Origin of the sequence: Vibrio sp. HA2012, assembly GCF_002812955.1 — a bacterium.
Classification (GTDB): Bacteria; Pseudomonadota; Gammaproteobacteria; order Enterobacterales; family Vibrionaceae; genus Vibrio.
Genome location: NZ_PFXK01000001.1, coordinates 731,753 through 747,065, shown reverse-complemented (window position 1 = coordinate 747,065; position 15,313 = coordinate 731,753). Strand labels below are relative to the sequence as shown.

The following is a 15,313-nucleotide window of genomic DNA, read 5'->3' as shown; positions in this document are numbered from 1 at the left end:
CTGTGATGTTTCTGAACTATCCGGAGAATGTATCATTAAGTTGATGAGAAAGCTTAATACTTTCTATACCCAACTCTCCGATCAGGGCTGTTTCAGGAACCAAAATGATTGCTTTATTTTTGCCGGCAGGTGTCTCATTCAGTAGCGGATAAGCTTTCAGAAATTCATCAATACCGCCATGAGTATTGACTGTTTGTTGGGTAATCAAAAGGTAATCTGGCTGTAACTCAACAATTTTTTCCATTGAAATTGTCTTATAAGAGTCAAAGTGGTCTGCTGCCGGATTAATGGCACCAGCTAACCGGATTATCTCATCAACAGAAGTGCCTGCACCGCCGAACATGACTCGTCCACCGTGGGCTAGCATAAACAGTACTTTCGGGCTTTTATCCAAAGACTGGTTTTTAAGTTCTTCGACAGATTGATGAATATTATTTTTTAAAACTTCGGCTTGTTTCTGTGAGCCGGTTATTTTAGCGATAGTATCAATACGGGCATACAGAGCGTCAATATTGTTGCCAGAAGGAGCAATAACCACATTAACTCCTGCAGCAGCTAACTGTTGCAGTGTACTTTGTGGCCCCATCTCCTGACTACCAACCAGAGTATCTGGATTTAGGGCAAGTAAAGGTTCGGTTGCTAGCTGACGATGGTAGCCGAGAACGGTAAGTGTGTCTTTGGTTGTGTATTGTCGACTGGTGGAATCTACCGCGATCAGTTTTTTCTGGGCTCCTAGTGCATAGATAATTTCAGTAATACCAGAGCCGGCACTGATGATACGGTCAGCGGCATGAGCACAAGCAGATACAGCAATTATGCAAAGAAGTAAAAGTATTTTTTTCATAACCATACGGTTTCCTTTATTACAGTTTAGAAAGCAATTAGATTTCATTATGCTAACACGAATGATTTGGATTATCATTTACAATTGATGGTTTAATGAATAGTATAAACACCATCTGATGTGCTACAGGCCGGATTGGCCTTTACCAAAATAAAAACAATAAACAGTGATAAGGAGAAACGTAATGCTTTCTGATGAAATGGGACTCAAACAGGAAAAATTGCACAATGGTATTGAACAGGAAATTGCTGTGTTCCGACGACAGCAAAGGACATTACAACTCGCAAGCATTACCCCAGAAGGATTACCGCATGTGAGTTACAGTCCTTTTGTCTATCTTAACGATAGTTTTTACATCCTGGTTAGTGATGTTGCCCAGCATGGAGAAAATCTGAAACGGAATCATAAGGTCTCGATCATGCTCATTGAAGATGAGCAGGAGGCGAAATCAATCTATGCCCGTAAAAGGCTAAGTTATACCACTGAAGTATTTTATGTAGAGAAAAGCTCAGAGCTATGGTGTCTGGCTATTTCTGAACTGGAGATTCGCTTTGGCGATATCATTAGTAATCTGAGCAAAATGGAGGATTTTAAACTGTATCAGTTAGTTCCTGAGAAAGGTCGATTTGTCAAAGGGTTTGGTCAGGCCTTTGATATCTTTGGCAGTGATACGGTTGATCTCGTTCATCTGAAGAAAGGGCATAAAAAGACAAGAAATTAGATCTTTGCCGCCACCTTTAATAAGAAATAAATAATTCACCAATTAATACGCACTGATAAAAACTGAGTTTTTGTTCAGGTTTTTTGCGTGCCAGAAAAATGGAATCGTTATGTTTAAAAAATCCCAACTGACAATGGCTATTAGTGCCATTCTCGCATTTCCAACAGCAGTTAATGCAGCTGACAGTCAGGCGGATGAGGTTATTGTCGTAACCGCTACCCGTTCCAGTCAGAATATTGAAAATACAGCTGCGTCAGTTTCTGTTATGACTGATGAAGAGTTAGAAGTCAGCCTGGCTGATGACATTGAAGATGTTTTTAAATATATCCCAGGAGTTTCTGTCCAGGGAGACAGCCGGCAGGGTGCCCAGAGTATTAATATTCGGGGTATGGAAGGAAACAGGGTTAAGATCTTGATTGATAATGTATCACAGGCCAACCAATTCGAAGGTGGTGGCAGTTTTATCAATACTACCCGGCTTGATATAGATGTTGATATGTTAAAATCACTGGAAATAGTTAAAGGAGCTGCTTCCTCTACTTATGGTAGTGATGCGATAGGTGGTATTGTCGCATTCCAGACGAAAGATCCAGCAGATTTCTTGGGTGAAGGTGACGATACCGGAGGTCATATTAAACTAGGATATTCCTCAGCGAACCAGGCTTTTACCGAATCTGTTGCTGTGGCAAATCGTAGTGGAGATCTGGAAACTTTGCTGGCTTATACTCGCAAAGACAGTGAAGAGAAGGATAATTTTGCAGATCTGGATGAACAAGATCACACCGCAGACAGTGTGTTGTTTAAACTTCAGTATCAAATAAATCCTGTGCACAGAATTGAATTTAACGGGCAGTATAATAGAAGAGAAGCAGATCTGGATTTGCTTAATTTCCCGAATGGCTATGGTGGGACAAATGTTACATCAGGCTATAGTCCATATGTTTCGGATGATACCTCTGAAAAATATCAGATAGGAATTAAACATATCTGGCTTGCTGACTCCGCCTTTGCCGATACCCTCGTCTGGCAGCTGGATTATCTTACTAAGAAGCAAAACAATATAACCAATCGTACTTCTACTAGCAGTGGCTATGATGAAGTTAAAGATTATGTGTATGAAGAAAGTGGTTATCAGGCTGATGTTCAGATAGATAAAAACTTTGTGCTGGGTCAGACAGAACATTTCTTTGCTTACGGTTTATCACTTCAGACTCGTGAGGTTGAAAACATTAACAGGACTTATCGGGATTCCGCACTATATGCAACTAATTACTATGTACCAGATGCATCGGAGTTCCGTTATGGATTGTTTCTCCAGGATGAAATCTCAACGGGTAACTGGGTAATCACCCCGGGCATTCGTTACGATGCTTATAAGACGGATTCTGGCAATGATATTCCATCTGGTACTAGTGGTGGCTATACCTCAGATTCTTATGATGAGTATTCAGACTCAGCATTGACTGGGCGCTTAGGCATTCTCTATACCGTTAATGCTGAAAATAAATTATTTGCACAGGTCAGCCAAGGCTTCAGAGCTCCGGTTTTTGAAGAGTTATATTATTCTTATTCTTCTAACTATCTGACTTCTGTTCCAAATCCGGATCTAGAGGCGGAAGAAAGTATTTCTTATGAGTTGGGATGGCGCAACACGACCACTGCTTCATCTACAGAGTTGTCTGTGTTCTACAGTGATTATGACAACTTCATCACTAGTGAAACGACGGGATCATATCCGTCAATGGAATATACCTATAAAAATTTGGACAAAGCGACTATCAAAGGAGTTGAGTTCACTAACACTCTATTCTGGAATGAGCTTATTTCAGCACCTGAAGGGCTTAGCTCCCGTTTAGCTGCCGCCTACACAGAAGGTGAAGATGGAGATGGTGAACCTTTAGATGAAATCAGCCCATGGAGTGCTACATTAGGTTTGTCTTATGACGCACCAACTGGTACATGGGGGACATCCATTAAAGCGGTATATACGTCTGCGAAGGATGAAAGTGATATGTCTTATGATGGTTTTGCGCCGGAGAGTTCAACGGTGGTGGATCTAACGGCTTACTATGTGCCTGTTAATAACCTGACTCTGCGGGCAGGTGTATTTAATCTGACTGATGAGAAATACTATGATTGGGGCGAGTTACATAGCCTTTCTCTTTCAGAAGAAGATGAATTCTATTCACAGCCACGAAGAAACTTTTCTGTAACTGCAAAATATGAGTTCTAAGATTGTTTAACACATAAACACAAGGGCTGCTAATGCAGCCCTTTTTATTAGTATGTTAAAGCTCAGTGGTATCAGAAGCTCTGCGGTTTAGCCATTGCAGAGGATGCCTGACTACTGGCAGCTTGACTGCCAGCCCCTTTCGGCTGGTAACGCTCGGTACGGAATGGTGCCGATTTCACCTCGACTTCTCTGATTTCATCTGAACCGGGAGCGCTGGTCATTGCTGATACAGCGTGTCCTTTACAGATCGGTTTAGCCTTAATCGGAGTTTTTGCGTCCGGAGCAGAAGATTTCTCCGGCTTACTTTCTGCCTGAGTCTCCGCTGCAGCAGGGATTTCCGTTTCTACTGCTGGTTCAATCGGTGCATCTGTATGAACCACCGTTGTTTCAACTACTGGAGTTGTATCGGTTTCAACGGTTTCAGGTAAAACAACGGCTGCAGGTTCTGTTACGATATCCCGGTATACGATCACTTTACCCATTGCCATTTCCGGACAGGCAAATCCACCAAGCATATCAACCGCGACGTTATCTGCTCCAGTAGCTTGTTCTTCTTTAACTGTCTGTTTTGGCTGAGGAAGATCATATTTTGGCCAGACCTTGCCCATTGCCATTTCCGGAGATGCAACCCCACCAGCGCGCAGACGGTACGGATTTGGACGACGATCACGACCACGGCGACGACGCTGACCGTTTGCCCGCAGATGGCGAGGTGTACGGCGATTACGGCGTTGCTTGGTTTCTTTGTTGTCCTCTTTGACGTCAGATTTCACTTCCGTCTCCGGTTTTGACGGTACTGGTGTTTCTGCTGTCGGAACCTGTGTATTTTGTTCTGCAGCATTCTGATCTTTGACGCGAACTTGTTTTTGCAGTTGGCGGCGTTGACGACGCTGTTTTACCTGAGCAGTCTTTTCTTCAGTCTTAACCGGAGCTTCTACCTGAGCCTCTTCGGCCAGTTTTTTACCCTGTTCCGCAACTTTAGACTGAGAACGAGGTTTTCTGTCCTGCTTAGGCTTACGGTTCTGTTCCTGACGGCTGTTGCTCTTATCTTTGTTGTCAGACAGCTCTTCCTGATCATCACGGTTTGCTGGGCGCTTACGTTTATTTTGGTCGCGCTTGTTGTTACGGCGACGGTTGTCGTCGCGGTCACGCCGATTACGGGTATTGCGATTATTGCGGTTGTCACGCTCTTCCGTTTTCGCCTGAGTCTCTTTCTTCTCTTCCGCCTGAGTTTCTTCAGTGGATGAGAATAGATTCGCCAGTGCCTTAAAGAAGCGTGAGACGAGACCCGGTTTCTGTTCCTGTAGTGGTGCTTCCTGCACAACCGGCTGTGGTTTCGGTGCCGGAGCCGGCGCAGAAGATGGAGCGGCAAAGCCTTTCAGAACGGGTTCTTCGGCTTTTCTTGGCTTACTTTCTGTTTCGGAAACATCTTTCGATTCTGCTTCTTTCATTGCTTCTAGTTTTTTCGGAACCAGATAAGAGAGCAGATCCTGTTCTTCACCATCACGGATACGGATCACTTCAAAATGCGGCGTTTCCATATCTGAGTTTGGTACTATGGTGATCTTCACATCCTGAGATTTTTCGATGTGATTTACTGAGCGACGCTTCTCATTCAGCAGATAGGAAGCAATTGGCACAGGAACAACAGCTAGGACCTGAGAAGTGTTGTCTTTCAGTGCTTCTTCTTCGATTAAACGTAGTACTGACAGTGCCAGTGATTCGTTATCACGTACCACACCGGTACCTGAACAACGCGGACAGATATGGTGGCTGGCTTCCGCCAGAGACGGGCTCAGGCGTTGGCGAGACATTTCCAGCAGACCAAAACGGGAAATTCGACCGATCTGTACGCGGGCACGGTCCATACGAACCGCTTCACGAAGACGGTTCTCTACCTCACGCTGGTGGCGAACCGGTGTCATATCGATAAAGTCGATAACAACCAGACCACCCAAATCTCGCAAACGTAGCTGGCGGGCAATTTCATCGGCAGCTTCAAGGTTGGTATTCAGAGCTGTTTCTTCGATATCACCGCCTTTCGTTGCCCGGGAGGAGTTAATATCAATAGACGTCAGTGCTTCAGTGGGGTCGATAACAATAGAACCACCGGATGGAAGGCGAACCTCCCGCTGAAACGCAGATTCAATCTGGCTTTCAATCTGATAGTGGCTGAATAGCGGCACTTCACCATCGTATTTTTTGACGCGGTGGATAAAGTCCGGACGAACCAGTTGAATATGCTGCTTGGCGCGTTCAAAAATGGTATTGCTGTCGATCAGGATCTCACCAATATCACGGCGCAGATAGTCACGGATTGCCCGTACGATCACGTTACTTTCCTGATGGATCAGGAAAGGTGCCGGGGTTGAATCTGCTGCTTCTTTTATCGCACTCCAGTGGTTAAGGAGTACGTTTAGATCCCATTCCAGCTCTTCAGAACTTTTTCCTACACCAGCAGTACGAACAATCAGTCCCATTCCCTGAGGGAGTTCCAGCGTACTGAGTGCAGCTTTTAACTGAGTGCGCTCGTCGCCTTCGATTCGACGGGAAATACCACCGGCGCGAGGGTTGTTAGGCATCAGTACCAGATAGCTACCAGCAAGGGAAATGAAGGTCGTCAGTGCAGCACCTTTACTGCCACGCTCTTCTTTTTCTACCTGCACAATAACTTCTTGTCCTTCGTTCAGTACTTCTTTGATACTTGGACGTCCCTGATAGGTATAGCCATCGGGGAAATAGTCACGTGCTACTTCTTTTAGAGGAAGGAAACCGTGTCTTTCGGCGCCATAATCAACAAATGCAGCTTCCAGACTTGGTTCAATGCGGGTAATACGGCCTTTGTAAATATTAGCCTTCTTTGATTCATGTCCCGGGCTTTCGATATCCAGATCAAAAAGCTTCTGGCCATCAACCAAAGCAACACGCAACTCCTCTTTTTGAGTTGCGTTAATTAACATTCTTTTCATTTAGAAATTCTCGTTTATCTTTCTTTATATTTTCATCTGCGTCTGTCGCTTAGCGTCGCTGTCAATGGTGTCAGATCCCGTGGTTTATTAACGTGCAGCCATCTCGGCTGGAAGGGATGCGCGGGGACACTTCAGTCATCAAACATGGCTTATGGCCGTGTCTGATCCACCACTCAGGTAGTTATAACTCAACATTGATATGCGATGAGTAGCACGACAAACAAATACTTTATCCGATAATGTCTCACGCCGATTGCTGCATTCCGGTATAAAGCGGCCTACTCGATATCTTACTAATTAAATATTGCTTATTGCTTCAGGATAACTGGGAAAAGTATAAAATCTCACCAAACTATCCGTTCCAGCTGTGAACTATAGCAGTGCAGAGAAAACACGGCAATCTGCTTTGTTATAAACAGGTGAAAAATTCATTTAACCCGAAAATTTTATAAATTTAACCTAATGATAAATAGTGTTTTTTTATCCTTTGGTGTGGTTTTGTCCAATTTTCGTCCCGATCTTTATTCACAGCTTACTCTGTTCAGATTAATTTTAGCCTGAAGCGGAGATTTTAGCGCAGAAAATTTGTGCTTTGGATCCTGAACCAGTGATAGAATGTCAGCATGAATGAGATAAAAACCAAAGTCCAGTTTGTGGATATCGATGCGGACATGGCTGGTCAGCGTATCGATAATTTTTTGCGTAATCAGCTAAAAAACGTGCCTAAGAGCATGATTTACCGAATTATTCGTAAAGGTGAGGTCCGAGTAAATAAAAAACGCATAAAAGCCGAATATAAGTTGCAGGCCGGTGATCTGGTTCGTGTTCCGCCGGTAACCATGGAAACGGCTCCGGAGCAGGAGGTGCCAAGTACCCGGCTGAATAAAGTCGCAGAACTTGAAAGCTGTATCATCTACGAAGATGAGCATGTGCTGATTCTGAACAAGCCATCGGGAACGGCAGTGCATGGAGGCAGTGGTCTTAAATTCGGTGCAATAGAGGCTCTGAGAGCATTGCGTCCTGAAGCAAGATTTCTTGAACTTGTTCACCGGATTGACAGGGATACGTCAGGCATTCTTCTGGTTGCGAAAAAGCGCTCTGCTCTGCGTCATTTGCAGGCACAGTTCCGGGAAAAAACCGTGCAGAAATATTATGTTGCTCTGGTGATGGGGACGTGGAAAAACAGTTGCCGTAGGGTTGATGCCCCATTGCTGAAAAATGAAGTAAACAGTATTGTGCGGGTAAATCCAAACGGTAAGCCGTCGGAAACACGGTTTAAAGTAATGGAAACATTCAAGAGTGCCACTTTAATTCAGGCAAGTCCGATTACCGGTCGTACGCACCAGATTCGGGTTCATGTTCAGTATTCTGGGCATCCGATTGCATGGGACGACCGTTATGGAGACAGACGATTTGATGCTTACACCGGCAAACTGGGACTGGATCGACTATTTCTGCATGCGGCGTACATTAAATTTATTCATCCGGCTACAGATAACGTTATGGAGATCTCTGCACCGATGGAAGCAAAACTGGAAAGAGTGCTGGAGAAATTAAGGCAAGAGTAAGGTACCAAGACGTTCTTATCTTAAAGTACGTCAATTCCTTGTTTTTTCAGCATATCAATCAGCGTGATCAAAGGCAGCCCGATCAGTGCATTCGGGTCTTTGCCTTCCAGTCGCTCAAACAAGGCAATACCCAGCCCTTCACTTTTAAAGCTGCCGGCGCAATCTAATGGTTGTTCTTTTTCCACATAATTTCTTATTTGTTGTTCAGTCAACTCTCGGAAATGCACGATAAAGGTATCCAGACGGGTCTCGGTTTTACCGTTCTGTGTATTGTGCAGGGCAATACCAGTATAGAAGATGACGCTTTTTCCGCTGGCTTTCATCAATTGCTGGATGGCATTTTCTTCTGTGTGGGGCTTACCCATAATATTACCGTTGATAACACAGACCTGGTCTGAACCGATAATAAGCGTTGGGGTATCCGTATGCGGGCTGGTTTCTGCTTTATTTTTTGCCAGCCGGAGGACCAGATCCTGCGGTTGTTCACCGGGCAGAGGTGTTTCATCACAATCCGGTACTGCTACATTAAACGGTAACATCAGTTTGGATAACATGGTCCGACGATAAGGGGATGTTGATGCAAGAAGAATAGTAAAATCAGACATAGAAAAATGTTTGCTGGCAGAGAAAGGTGACTATGATAAATGAACTGATAAAAATGCGGAACTTTTTTACCATTTCCTTTGACTATCTCTGATTAGAAAGCTAATATTCGCGCCCTATGCAAAAGGTAAAAATTCCGCGCACGGTTGATCCGGCCAAAGCTGCTCAGAAAAGATTGGATTATTCTGGAGTTATTCAGACCAGTCTACTCAAGCGCTTAGCTGAATCGGTCGCAGGCGTAAAACGCGACGCAGAAGTCACATTGTCCTTTGGGCTGGATGAACAGCGATTAGTCGTTATCTCTGGTAAAGCTAACGTCGAAGTCGATTTAGAGTGTCAGCGTTGTAATGAGGTTTTCACACATCAGTGTGAAGTTCAATTTACTTATACTCCATATTATAGTGAGAAAAGTGAAGAGGATGCACCGGAAGAGTACGATTTGGTAGATCTGAACGAGTACGGTGAAGTCGATCTCATACAACTGGTTGAAGACGAGTTTATCCTTGGATTGCCTCAGGTAGCAATGCATGACGATGCGGATTGCAGCGTTGATTCGACCAATATGGTGTTTGGGGAACTTCCGGAAGAAGTAGTAAAGGAAGATAAACCGAATCCATTTGAAGTGTTAAAAAACTTAAAGCGCTAGTCTTTACAGTCTGGCCAAACAGTCTTTAAGCTAAACTACTAAGGAGTAGGGTCCATGGCCGTACAACAAAACCGTAAAACACGTTCTAAGCGTGGCATGCGTCGCTCTCACGATGCATTGACTACAGTTGCACTATCTGTAGACGCAACTTCAGGTGAAACTCACCTGCGTCACAACGTGACTGCTGACGGTTACTACCGTGGCAAAAAGGTTATCAACAAGTAAGGTTGACCTTTGCAAAGTATTACCGTTGCACTTGATGCAATGGGCGGGGATTTTGGTCCTCGCGTTACAGTGCCTGCCGTTGTGCAGGCACTGTCGCTTTTCCCAGAGCTGAAAGTGATCATCACAGGTGATCAGAATTTGATCACATCTCAATTATCCCTACTTGACTATAAGCCGGACGGACGCTTGTTGGTTCAGCATAGTGAGCGGGTCATTTCTAATACCGAAAAACCTTCGTTTGCTCTTCGTCACAGCGATGGTAGTTCCATGCGTATGGCTATCGATAGTGTTGCGCGGGGAGAGGCTCACGCTTGTGTCAGTGGCGGGAACACGGGAGCCCTGATGGCGTTATCCCGTTTTCGTCTTAAACTCTTGCCGGGGATCGACCGACCAGCACTGGTATCAGCCCTGCCTACAGCAAAAAATAACAAAATCTGGTTGTTGGATCTGGGGGCGAATGTTTCTTGTGACGCCGATACTCTGTTTCAGTTTGCTGTTATGGGCAGTGCTCTGGCAGAACAGCACCTTGGGCGCTCTGCAAAGGTGGGTATTCTTAATATCGGAGAAGAAGAGATAAAAGGGAATGATCTGGTGAAACGCTGTGCAGAAATGCTGAATCAGACTGACGAGGTGAATTATATTGGTTACGTCGAAGGGAATCAGATCCTTAATGATGTTGCCGATGTTGTGGTATGTGATGGATTTGTAGGAAATGTTTGTTTGAAGACTTGTGAAGGTGTCGCGCATCTTTTTATTGCAAGAATTAAGTCTCATATGGCAGCATCAGGTATAAGGGGCTGGATAGCAAGAAGATTGTTTTCAGGGCTATTTAATGAACTAAAAACACTGAACCCCGACCAGTATAATGGTGCAAGTTTGCTAGGATTGCGCGGCATTGTCATAAAAAGTCATGGAAGCGCTGATGTGTCGGCTATTATCAATGCCATTGGTGAGGCGGTACACGAAGTCAAACGACAAGTCCCCAGCCGTATTAGTGACCGTTTGGAAGCAGTTTTACTCGAGAGGCATTATTAGTCTTCATGTATAGCAGAATTTTAGGTACAGGCAGTTATTTGCCGGAGCAGGTGCGTACAAACGCAGACCTGGAAAAAATGGTCGATACCAGTGACGAATGGATTACCGTTCGTACCGGTATCAAAGAACGCCGTATTGCAGCAGAGAACGAAACCATAGCTGATATGGGACATCTCGCTGCTGAAAGAGCCATTGAAATGGCCGGAATCAATAAAGACGAAATTGAGCTGATCATTGTGGCAACCACAAGCAGCGAAAATTCATTTCCGTCTTCTGCCTGTCAGGTACAACACAAACTGGGGATCAAAGGTTGCGGAGCTTTTGATATGGCTGCTGCCTGTACCGGTTTTGTTTATGCGCTTTCTGTCGCAGACCAATATATTAAATCCGGTATGTATAAGCATATACTGGTAATAGGGGCAGATGCTCTGTCGAAGGCCTGTGAACCGACAGACCGTTCTACTATCATACTGTTTGGCGATGGTGCCGGAGCCGTGGTTCTGGGAGCCAGTGAAGAGCCAGGTATTCTGTCCACACATATCTATGCTGACGGTCAGTTTGGTGACCTGCTGAGTCTGGGCGTTCCGGAACGTGGCGGTGATGTGAATAAATGGATGTATATGGCCGGTAACGAAGTATTTAAAGTTGCTGTGACTCAGTTAGCTAAACTGGTGAAAGATACACTCGCTCTGAATGATATGGATCGCAGTGAACTAGATTGGTTGGTTCCGCATCAGGCGAATATGCGCATTATTACCGCAACGGCAAAAAAACTGGCGCTGCCTATGGAGCAGGTGGTTGTAACGCTGGACAGACATGGTAATACTTCTGCAGCAACCGTTCCTACAGCCCTCGATGAGGCCGTTCGTGACGGTAGGATTAAGCGTGGTCAGACTATGCTTCTGGAAGCCTTTGGTGGCGGTTTTACCTGGGGTTCTGCACTGGTCAAATTCTAACTAATAAAGCAGGCTGGTGCCTGCTTTTACTTATTTATTGCTTAAAGGAAACGAATAATGAGCAAGTTTGCTATCGTATTTCCGGGCCAGGGATCACAAGCAGTTGGAATGCTTGCTGAGCTTGGCGAACAATTCGATGTGGTAAGAAATACATTTGCAGAAGCTTCAGAAGCTCTGGGTTATGATCTGTGGGCTCTGATCCAAAATGGTCCGGTGGAAGATTTGAACCAGACATTCCGTACTCAGCCCGCTCTTCTTGCCTCTTCAGTGGCTGTTTGGCGGGTATGGCAAGAGCAGGGACAAGAACAGCCAGCGGTTCTGGCGGGTCACAGTCTTGGTGAATATTCTGCGTTGGTTTGTGCTGGTGTTATTGACTTTAAACAAGCGATTAAGCTGGTTGAACTGCGGGGTCAGTTGATGCAGGAAGCGGTACCTGCCGGTGTGGGTGCTATGTATGCAATTATCGGTCTGGATGACGATGTTATTGCTAAAGCATGTGAAGAAGCTGCTCAGGGGGAAGTTGTCTCTCCTGTAAACTTTAACTCTCCGGGACAGGTTGTTATTGCCGGTAACAAAGCTGCGGTAGAACGTGCCGGTGCTTTGTGTAAAGAAGCCGGTGCCAAACGTGCACTTCCTCTTCCGGTTTCTGTGCCTTCACACTGTGCACTGATGAAGCCTGCTGCGGATAAACTTGCCGTTGCACTGCAGGATATAGAATTTAATACTCCTGTCATTCCGGTTATCAATAATGTGGATGTTATGGCAGAAACGGATCCCGCCAAGATCAAGGATGCACTGGTACGTCAATTGTACAGTCCTGTGCGCTGGACCGGTGGTGTGCAGAAGATGAGTGAAGATGGCGTGGATACGCTGCTTGAGTTCGGTCCGGGTAAGGTTTTGACCGGTCTGACAAAACGAATTGTAAAAACGCTTAGTGCAGCAGCTGTAAATGATGTAGCTTCTCTTGAAGCCGCTAAGTAATACGTTAAGAGAAAAAAAGATGAATCTAGAAGGCAAAATTGCTTTAGTAACAGGTGCCAGCCGTGGTATTGGCCGGGCAATCGCAGAATTGCTGGTTGAACGTGGTGCAACTGTTATCGGTACGGCAACCAGTGAAAATGGTGCAGCGGCTATCAGTGAATATCTTGGCGAAAACGGCAAAGGTATGGCATTAAATGTGACTCAACCGGAATCTATTGAAACTGTCATAAAAACTATTAGCGATGAATTTGGTGGTTTGGACATTTTGGTTAATAATGCAGGAATCACCCGCGATAACCTGTTGATGCGTATGAAAGATGATGAGTGGACGGATATCATGGATACCAACCTGACCTCTATCTTCCGTCTGTCAAAGGCGGTACTTCGCGGTATGATGAAAAAACGCAACGGTCGTATCATTAATGTAGGTTCGGTTGTTGGAACTATGGGTAATGCCGGTCAGACCAATTATGCAGCGGCAAAAGCGGGTGTGATTGGTTTTACTAAGTCAATGGCTCGTGAAGTTGCTTCACGCGGAGTAACTGTTAATACGGTTGCACCGGGCTTTATTGAAACTGACATGACTAAAGCACTGAATGATGAACAGCGAGCTGCTACACTAGCACAGGTGCCCGCTGGTCGTTTGGGTGACCCACGTGAAATTGCTTCAGCCGTGGCATTTTTGGCTTCTCCGGAGGCTGCTTATATCACAGGTGAAACACTTCATGTAAATGGTGGCATGTACATGGTTTAAGCTGTGCGCAAAAATTGTGCATGATTTAAGTCAAAAATGTGTGTAATTTCGGTTAATTTCGCAAATTTTGTGGTTTGACCAGCAAGGTCAGTCTTGCAACTTTCAAAAGTTTGAATAAACTACGGAAAACATCGCATAAAGCGAAGTCTGTATAGGAAAAGAAAAAATGAGCAACATCGAAGAACGTGTAAAGAAGATCATTGTTGAACAGCTGGGTGTAGACGAAGCAGAAGTTAAAAACGAAGCTTCTTTTGTTGATGACCTAGGTGCTGATTCTCTAGATACTGTTGAGCTGGTAATGGCTCTAGAAGAAGAATTCGACACTGAAATCCCAGATGAAGAAGCTGAGAAAATCACTACTGTTCAAGCTGCAATCGACTACGTGAACAGCGCTCAGTAATAGTTCTCTTCCAGGCGGTCATCTCTGACCGCCTGAGTTTTATCTAAACTCATTTACCCTCATAAAATTTCAATCCCGGAGAATAATATCGTGTCCAAGCGTCGCGTCGTTGTTACTGGTATGGGTATGTTGTCACCGGTGGGCAATACCGTTGAATCGGCCTGGAAAGCTCTGCTGGAAGGTCAAAGTGGTATTGTTAATATCGAACATTTTGACACAACCGAATTTTCAACCCGTTTTGCAGGTTTAGTGAAAGACTTTAACTGCGAAGATTATATGTCCAAAAAAGATGCCCGTAAGATGGATTTATTTATCCAGTACGGTATTGCAGCTGGTATTCAGGCTTTGAACGACTCTGGCCTGGAGATTACGGACGAAAACTGTCACCGTATAGGTGCAGCTATCGGCTCAGGCATTGGTGGTCTGGGGCTGATTGAAGCAGGGCATAGTGCCCTGACAGAAAAAGGCCCGCGTAAAATAAGCCCGTTTTTTGTGCCTTCAACCATCGTAAATATGATTGCCGGGCAGCTTTCTATTATGAAAAAATTGCGCGGTCCAAATATTGCCATTTCTACGGCTTGTACTACAGGTCTGCATAATATTGGTCATGCGGCACGTATGATCGCCTATGGCGATGCGGATGCCATGGTCGCCGGTGGCGCAGAAAAAGCATCGACTCCACTCGGTATGGGGGGATTTGGTGCGTCTAAGGCATTGTCTACCCGCAATGATGAGCCACAGAAAGCTTCTCGCCCATGGGATAAAGACCGTGACGGTTTTGTTCTGGGAGATGGTGCCGGTATCATGGTTCTGGAAGAGTATGAGCATGCGAAAGCCCGCGGAGCAAAGATCTATTGTGAGCTGGTTGGCTTTGGTATGAGCGGTGATGCGTACCATATGACGGCTCCGAGTACGGACGGTTCTGGCGGTGCGTTAGCTATGGAAGCTGCAATGCGTGATGCAGGCATTTCCGGTGAGCAAATCGGCTATATCAACGCACATGGCACATCTACTCCGGCGGGTGATGTGGCTGAGTTGAGAGGCGTTAAGCGTGCTTTGGGTGACGATGCCGCGAAAAAAGTACTGGTGTCCTCAACAAAATCAATGACAGGACACCTGCTCGGTGCTGCCGGCTCTGTTGAAGCTATTATTACAGCCATGACTCTGGTTGACCAGATTGTACCGCCAACCATCAATCTGGATAATCCGGATGAAGGCTGTCAGGATATCGATTTGGTTCCTCATATTGCACGTAAAGTCGACATTGAGTATGCATTATGTAACTCATTCGGTTTTGGTGGCACCAATGGATCACTTATCTTTAAGAAGATTTAATCGTTATTTGATCTGTTTTAAAACGGCTTAATGTCATAGCATT

The 15,313-nt window shown here is 45.1% G+C and carries 14 protein-coding genes; 11 read left to right on the top strand and 3 right to left on the bottom strand.

Annotated features, from left to right (window positions below; genetic code table 11):
• Nucleotides 1–16: 16 nt before the first annotated feature.
• Entirely contained in the window at nt 17–844 is an 828-nt protein-coding gene (locus tag CSW98_RS03350) for a heme/hemin ABC transporter substrate-binding protein (protein ID WP_157810320.1), read from the bottom strand.
• A 184-nt stretch (nt 845–1,028) separates the two neighbouring features.
• Here CSW98_RS03350 and CSW98_RS03345 point away from each other — a divergent pair, with 184 nt between their 5' ends.
• Together CSW98_RS03345 and CSW98_RS03340 are read left to right on the top strand one after the other, a co-directional pair.
• Nucleotides 1,029–1,565, top strand: coding sequence for a pyridoxamine 5'-phosphate oxidase family protein (locus tag CSW98_RS03345; RefSeq protein WP_232733466.1), 537 nt, complete (start codon nt 1,029–1,031; stop codon nt 1,563–1,565).
• Between the two features lie 109 nt (nt 1,566–1,674).
• Nucleotides 1,675–3,798: a TonB-dependent hemoglobin/transferrin/lactoferrin family receptor gene (locus tag CSW98_RS03340; protein WP_100799017.1), complete on the top strand. Its 2,124-nt coding sequence runs from the start codon at nt 1,675–1,677 to the stop codon at nt 3,796–3,798.
• 71 nt (nt 3,799–3,869) lie between these two features.
• On the opposite strand, the gene rne is transcribed toward CSW98_RS03340, so the two are convergent.
• Nucleotides 3,870–6,767 (bottom strand): ribonuclease E, encoded by a 2,898-nt coding sequence (gene rne / locus CSW98_RS03335; RefSeq protein ID WP_232733465.1) that lies wholly within the window; start codon nt 6,765–6,767, stop codon nt 3,870–3,872.
• Between the two features lie 623 nt (nt 6,768–7,390).
• Between rne and rluC the strand changes: the two genes are divergently transcribed.
• A complete protein-coding gene (gene rluC, locus CSW98_RS03330; RefSeq protein ID WP_100799016.1) occupies nt 7,391–8,335 on the top strand; it encodes a 23S rRNA pseudouridine(955/2504/2580) synthase RluC in 945 nt (314 codons plus the stop codon).
• Nucleotides 8,336–8,355: 20 nt separating this feature from the next.
• Here the strand turns inward: rluC and CSW98_RS03325 are convergent, their stop codons facing one another.
• Nucleotides 8,356–8,940: a Maf family protein gene (locus CSW98_RS03325; RefSeq protein ID WP_100799015.1), complete on the bottom strand. Its 585-nt coding sequence runs from the start codon at nt 8,938–8,940 to the stop codon at nt 8,356–8,358.
• A gap of 116 nt (nt 8,941–9,056) precedes the next feature.
• Between CSW98_RS03325 and yceD the strand changes: the two genes are divergently transcribed.
• The 8 genes from yceD to fabF all read left to right on the top strand — a co-directional run bounded on the left by yceD (nt 9,057) and on the right by fabF (nt 15,270).
• Entirely contained in the window at nt 9,057–9,584 is a 528-nt protein-coding gene (gene yceD / locus CSW98_RS03320) for a 23S rRNA accumulation protein YceD (RefSeq protein ID WP_100799014.1), read from the top strand.
• Between the two features lie 54 nt (nt 9,585–9,638).
• Nucleotides 9,639–9,809: a 50S ribosomal protein L32 gene (gene rpmF / locus CSW98_RS03315; RefSeq protein WP_100799013.1), complete on the top strand. Its 171-nt coding sequence runs from the start codon at nt 9,639–9,641 to the stop codon at nt 9,807–9,809.
• A gap of 9 nt (nt 9,810–9,818) precedes the next feature.
• Nucleotides 9,819–10,844: a phosphate acyltransferase PlsX gene (gene plsX / locus CSW98_RS03310; RefSeq protein ID WP_100799012.1), complete on the top strand. Its 1,026-nt coding sequence runs from the start codon at nt 9,819–9,821 to the stop codon at nt 10,842–10,844.
• Nucleotides 10,845–10,849: 5 nt separating this feature from the next.
• Nucleotides 10,850–11,800 carry a beta-ketoacyl-ACP synthase III gene (locus tag CSW98_RS03305; RefSeq protein WP_100799011.1) on the top strand — a complete coding sequence of 317 codons (951 nt, stop codon included), beginning with the start codon at nt 10,850–10,852 and terminating at the stop codon, nt 11,798–11,800.
• Nucleotides 11,801–11,857: 57 nt separating this feature from the next.
• On the top strand, nt 11,858–12,781 hold the full coding sequence (fabD, locus tag CSW98_RS03300; protein ID WP_100799010.1) for an ACP S-malonyltransferase: 924 nt from the start codon (nt 11,858–11,860) through the stop codon (nt 12,779–12,781).
• A gap of 19 nt (nt 12,782–12,800) precedes the next feature.
• Nucleotides 12,801–13,535, top strand: a complete 735-nt coding sequence (gene fabG, locus CSW98_RS03295) for a 3-oxoacyl-ACP reductase FabG (RefSeq protein ID WP_100799009.1) — start codon at nt 12,801–12,803, stop codon at nt 13,533–13,535.
• Between the two features lie 166 nt (nt 13,536–13,701).
• The gene (gene acpP, locus CSW98_RS03290) at nt 13,702–13,935 is read left to right on the top strand and encodes an acyl carrier protein (protein WP_004406112.1); all 234 of its coding nucleotides are present in this window, start codon (nt 13,702–13,704) and stop codon (nt 13,933–13,935) included.
• 90 nt (nt 13,936–14,025) lie between these two features.
• Nucleotides 14,026–15,270, top strand: coding sequence for a beta-ketoacyl-ACP synthase II (gene fabF, locus CSW98_RS03285; RefSeq protein ID WP_100799008.1), 1,245 nt, complete (start codon nt 14,026–14,028; stop codon nt 15,268–15,270).
• The last annotated feature ends 43 nt before the right edge of the window (nt 15,271–15,313 follow it).